The sequence below is a fragment of the Mycobacterium simulans genome, assembly GCF_900232995.1.
Lineage (GTDB): Bacteria > Actinomycetota > Actinomycetes > Mycobacteriales > Mycobacteriaceae > Mycobacterium > Mycobacterium simulans.
The window spans coordinates 1-5,130 of the sequence record NZ_OCVX01000085.1 but is presented as its reverse complement, the minus strand read 5'-3'; the positions used below and the strand labels follow the sequence as shown (position 1 = coordinate 5,130).

Here is a 5,130-nt window from a genome sequence, read left to right as displayed (position 1 = left end):
GGCCCGCACCGCCGCCAGCGCCGCCGGCTCCGCCGCCGCCAAAGTCGTTGCCGCCCGCGCCGCCGGCTCCGCCGTTGCCGTATAACAGCCCACCTGAGCCGCCGGCTCCGCCGGCCGCCCCGGCACCGCCTATCCCGCCGGCCCCGCCGTTACCAATCAACCCGGCGGAGCCGCCGTTACCGCCGGCCACTCCGGGGTTTGCGCCCGCCGCGCCGTTGCCGCCATTGCCGTACAACAGCCCGCCGGCCCCACCGCCTTGCCCCGGCGCCGTGCCGTCGGAGCCGTTGCCGATCAATGGGCGTCCGAGCAACGCCTGGGTGGGTGCGTTGATCGCGTTGAGCAGACTCTGCTCGACGTTAGCGTCCTCGGCTGCCGCATAGGCGCCCGCGCCCGCGTTCACGACCTGGACAAAATGGGCATGAAACGCCGCCGCTTGAGCGCTGAGCGCTTGGTATGCCTGCGCGTGCGCGCCGAACATTGCGGCGAGGCCCGCCGACACCTCATCCGCGCCCGCCGCTACCAGTTCCGTTGTGGGGAACGCCGCTGCGACATTCGCAGCATTAATCGTCGCACCGATTCTCGCCAAATCAGTTGCCGCGATTGACACCATCTCCGGCGCAGCGATCACAAATGTCATGGCACTCCTATTGGGTTACGACAAGTATCACCGGTGACGCCGATTGTGAATGCCAAACCGACGGAAAGGTCAAGTCCACTCCAATGACATTCGCCCGAGGATCGATACACTGCTCGAGGAGGACACCAACGACATGCCGCGTAAGACGATCGTCATCACCGGTGCCAGCGACGGCATCGGGGCTGCGGCGGCGCGCCAGTTGCGCCAGAGCGGCGAGAACGTTGTCGTCATAGGTCGGTCGCAGAGCAAGACCGCAGCGGTGGCAGCGGAATTGGACGCAGACCACTTCGTCGTCGACTTCGCCGACCTGGCTCAGGTGCGAGCCTTGGCCGAGAAACTTCCCGCGAGCTATCCACGCATTGACGTAATGGTCAACAATGCGGGCTTGATGGTCAACAAGATCCATGTCACGCCCGATGGCCACGAGATGACGTATCAGGTCAACTATCTGGCGCCGTTCTTGCTCACCACCCAGTTGTTGGATTTGCTCGTCGATTCCCGCGCTACCATCGTGAACACGACAAGCTCGTCGCACCGGCTGGTTCGGATCGCCGGGGTTGCCGACCTGGAGAACACCGCCGTTCGGCGGCCCAGCGTCGCCTATGCGCGATCGAAGCTGGCAATTGTGTTGTTCACCATGGAATTACATCGGCGCCATCACGCCGACGGGCTGTCGGTCGCGACGGTGCATCCCGGCTACGTCAACTCCAACTTCGGTGAGGCCTCGGGATCCCGGTTGCTCGCCTTCATGAAGCACTACGTGCCGCTGACGGCTCGATTTACTGCCACATCAGACGAGGGAGCCGAACAACTAGTCTGGCTGGCATCAAGCGAACCCGGTATCGATTGGCGGCCAGGGGAATACTACTCACGGCGCAAGATCGCGAAGGCCAACCGCGCCGCTTGCGATCCGCGCCTTGGGGCCGAGCTATGGGATCGGACGCTGGCCAAGCTTGCGTAGCCAAGTGTCTATTGGCGACACGGATCGGGACGGGCCAGCCGCGTAAAGACTTACAGGCGATTCACTCCCAGCATGATTCGGAGATATGCCGCATGCACCACAACAGTCGCCCGCATTCCTTTACACACCCAACGGTCATACTGGCGATTGACGAGCACCGCGGGAGGATATATGCAAAGGTTGAGTTGCAATGGGGCAGTTCACATCTAGCCGGGCTGGGAGTGGCTTATCGTCATCCTGCTGACTATTTGGAAAGTGAGACCGGTCAGGAGCTGGCGACAGCGCGGGCCTTATCGGACCTAGCCGATCAGCTTGCCGCGCTGTGTCGCGCGAAGAATTGAGGCGAGGGCTTTGACATGTCGGTGACGGTGGACGTTATTGCTCGCGAGCCAACGGCGGCGGCCCTCGGTGGACCAGATGCGCGCGGTCCTTTTTCCCGCCTTCGGAGCCGCCGTAGCGCCTACGATCGCCATACCGGCCCGCAACCGATACAGGGCAGGAACCCGAAATGACTGGCTGGACGCCTGGCGCAGGGTGGTTCAGACTACGGACCTGCCGACCCGAGAAGATGGGCCATCCCGGCCACGGCTCAATGTGATACGAGGGTCGTGCAAGGCAGCGTCGAGCCGATCGCGATTCCAACCCGGATCGTGTGCTGTGATGTGCGCAACTTTTGACGCCGGCGGCTTGGCGCTCTGATGCTGGCTTGTGGTAAAAGTACCCAGGTCTAAAGCTCAGTTCAGTCCGCGTTTGTCGTGGCAATTTTTCGTGCGTGAAAGTTCGAGGAACTCTGTTGCGTCACACCATTTTTAGCGGGTTACTTCGCATAGGGTTTAGGAGGCCGTGTGAGCGTCAATCCGTTTGATGGCGACAACGGGAATTTTTTTGTTTTGGTCAACGACGAGGAGCGGCACAGCCTTTGGCCAGCTTTCGCTGAAATTCCGACGGGTTGGCGGGTGGTTTACGGCGAGGTAGCGCGCATCGCGTGTCTGGACAATGTGGAGCAGAACTGGGCCGACATCCGGCCATCGAGTTTGCGAAAGAGGTTGGCGCAGAGCCAAGGTTGTGATGCCTGAGTCATCTAGTGGTAGTTGCCGTATGAAACTTGATGAGCGTACATTTCCGCTGACACGTGAGCAACTAGATATATGGCTGGCGCAGGAGACGGGTCGGGTCGGTACCGAGTGGCAACTGGGTCTGTTCGTGAAATTCCAGGGCACGGTCCAGGTTGATTTGCTTAAATGGGCAATCCGCCGAGCGGTGCGCGAGGCAGAACCGCTCCGGGCTTCCTTTTCTGAGGTAAATGGCCAGGTTTTCCAAAGGGTTGTTGATTATCCGAATATTAAGATTTCCCACTCTGACATCAGGGATTCGGACAATCCCGTGCGGGAGGCTTATCGGCTGGCGTCGTTAATTCAATACAACCCAATGCCGTTGGCAGGTCCGCTGTTTAAATTTGCGTCGTTTCAGACGCGTGCAGACGAGTTCTACTTGTTCGCATGCTGCCATCACATGGTTATAGACGGATTCGGCATTCTACTCCTTGGTCAGCGGATTGCAACTGTCTACTCCGCGATCGTTTCTGGCACACCGATACCTCCGGCCTTCTTCGGTTCGCTCAATGACCTGCTCGTCTGCGAATCGGAATACGCAGCGTCTGACGACTATCTCGAAGATCAGGAATATTGGACTAGAAACCTTCCGGCGGAAAACGAGCCAGACTATCGCTTGCCGCAAGCCACTGGCGCGCGAGATCTCTATTCGCCTTCCGTACAGATTCAACTGGACCCCGCCGTCGTCGGCCGAGCCTATGACATGGCCAATGCGTTGGACATGCCTCTCACATCGGTTATCACCGCGGCGTGCGCACTCCTAGTGCGTGGGTGGTGTGGCGGCGGGTCAGAGGTAGTGCTTGACTTTCCGGTGAGTAGGCGAGTGCGTCCAGAGTCAAAAACACTTCCCGCGATGATTTCCGGGGTTGTACCACTGGTCTTGAGGTTATCGCCGCAATCTGCAGTCGCTGATTTGTGTGAGCATGTCGACACACGAATACGAGAAGCGCTGCAACACCAGCGGTTTCCTGTGCGCGCTCTTGAGAACAGTGCTCACCGCCGCGACTCGCGGCAGCGATCTAATCGGGTGGTTGTTAATTTCCGTACATCTATATTTAGTCTGGATTTGGTTGGTGCTTCGGCCTCAGCGGCGTTCACCGCTTCTGGCCTCGTAGATCAATTTGGATTGTGGTTCCTTAGCGCCGGTAAACAGCTCTTTCTAAGCACGGCAGGGACCGGGCAATCGCTTCCGGATTCTGACGTAGTCGATCTAGCGAAGCAGTTAGAGCGGGTGTTGGTGGTGATGACCACCGATCCCACGCGAGCGCTGTCGGCGGTGGATGTGCTCGATGACGATGAGCGGGCGTGTTTGGATCGGTGGGGTAATCGTGCGGTGTTGACCGGGCACGGGCCGGTGGTGGCTTCGATACCGCAACTGTTTACCGCCCAGGTCGCGTGTTGTCCCGATGCGGTGGCGCTGACCTGGATGGAGATGTCGCTGACTTATCGTCAACTCGACACGGCCGCCAACCAACTCGCCCACCTACTGATCCATCACGGGGTGGCTCCTGGTGATGTGGTAGCGCTGCTGCTGCAACGTTCCGCCGATGCCGTCATCGCGATCTTGGCGGTTCTTAAGGCCGGGGCCGCTTATTTGCCTATCGATCCGGCCTATCCCGATGCTCGCATCGCTTTCATGGTTGAAGACGCCGCCCCGGTAGTGGCGCTTACCACCACCAACCTGACCAACCGGCTCGCCGGGCATGACCTGGTCCTCGTCGACGTCAACGCCCCCGCCGTGGCCGCTCAACCCCACACCGCACCACCGCATCCCGACCCCGAGAACCTGGCCTACATCGTCTACACCTCCGGCACCACCGGCACCCCCAAAGGCGTCGGTATCACTCACCGCAACATCACCCAACTCTTCGAATCACTTGATGCCGGCCTCACACCCACACCCACACAGGTATGGACGCAATACCACTCCTATGCCTTCGACTTTTCGGTGTGGGAGATCTGGGGTCCACTGCTGCACGGCGGACGCCTCGTCGTCGTACCCCACGCGGTAGTGGGTTCCCCGCAAGACCTGCATGCCCTGCTGATCACTGAACAAGTCACCGTGTTAAGCCAAACCCCCTCAGCGTTTTATGCGTTGCAAACGGCCGACGCGATGCAGCCCGAGTTAGCACAACAGCTGCAGCTTCAAGCGGTGGTCTTCGGTGGAGAAGCTCTTGAGCCGCAGCGTCTGCGGGCGTGGCTAGATAGCCACCCCGACGCGCCACGCCTCATCAATATGTATGGCACCACCGAGACCACGGTGCATGCCTCGTTTCGTGAGATCGTCACCGGCGATCTTGAGGGTGCTGTGAGCCCCATCGGGGTTCCGCTGCCAAATCAGGCGTTTTTTGTGTTGGATGGTTGGTTGCGGCCGGTGCCGGTGGGGGTGGTTGGTGAGTTGTATGTGGCCGGTGCGGGGG

General features: G+C 60.2%; 5 protein-coding genes. 4 read left to right on the top strand and 1 reads right to left on the bottom strand.

Annotation, left to right across the window (positions count from 1 at the left end; all coding sequences use genetic code 11):
- A partial coding sequence (locus MSIMFI_RS27355) for a PE family protein (RefSeq protein WP_191500049.1) occupies positions 1 to 637 on the bottom strand: 637 nt, incomplete at its 3' end.
- A 133-nt stretch (positions 638 to 770) separates the two neighbouring features.
- On the opposite strand from MSIMFI_RS27355, the gene MSIMFI_RS27350 reads away from it, so the two are divergent.
- The 4 genes from MSIMFI_RS27350 to MSIMFI_RS27335 form a co-directional block, all read left to right on the top strand.
- Positions 771 to 1,598 carry an SDR family NAD(P)-dependent oxidoreductase gene (locus MSIMFI_RS27350; RefSeq protein ID WP_191500048.1) on the top strand — a complete coding sequence of 276 codons (828 nt, stop codon included), beginning with the start codon at positions 771 to 773 and terminating at the stop codon, positions 1,596 to 1,598.
- Positions 1,568 to 1,939 carry a dsRBD fold-containing protein gene (locus MSIMFI_RS27345; protein WP_318187448.1) on the top strand — a complete coding sequence of 124 codons (372 nt, stop codon included), beginning with the start codon at positions 1,568 to 1,570 and terminating at the stop codon, positions 1,937 to 1,939. The genes MSIMFI_RS27350 and MSIMFI_RS27345 overlap by 31 nt, the downstream gene beginning before the upstream one ends.
- A gap of 504 nt (positions 1,940 to 2,443) precedes the next feature.
- Positions 2,444 to 2,674 (top strand): MbtH family protein, encoded by a 231-nt coding sequence (locus MSIMFI_RS27340; RefSeq protein WP_191500046.1) that lies wholly within the window; start codon positions 2,444 to 2,446, stop codon positions 2,672 to 2,674.
- Positions 2,675 to 2,696: 22 nt separating this feature from the next.
- Positions 2,697 to 5,130: non-ribosomal peptide synthetase (locus MSIMFI_RS27335; RefSeq protein ID WP_191500045.1), on the top strand; the 2,434-nt coding region annotated here is incomplete at its 3' end.

Bases quoted from the DNA above. Each gene is read 5' to 3' on its own strand.
- MSIMFI_RS27350 (WP_191500048.1), top strand. From the start codon at position 771: ATGCCGCGTAAGACGATCGTCATCACCGGTGCCAGCGACGGCATCGGG.
- MSIMFI_RS27345 (WP_318187448.1), top strand. From the start codon at position 1,568: ATGGGATCGGACGCTGGCCAAGCTTGCGTAGCCAAGTGTCTATTGGCG.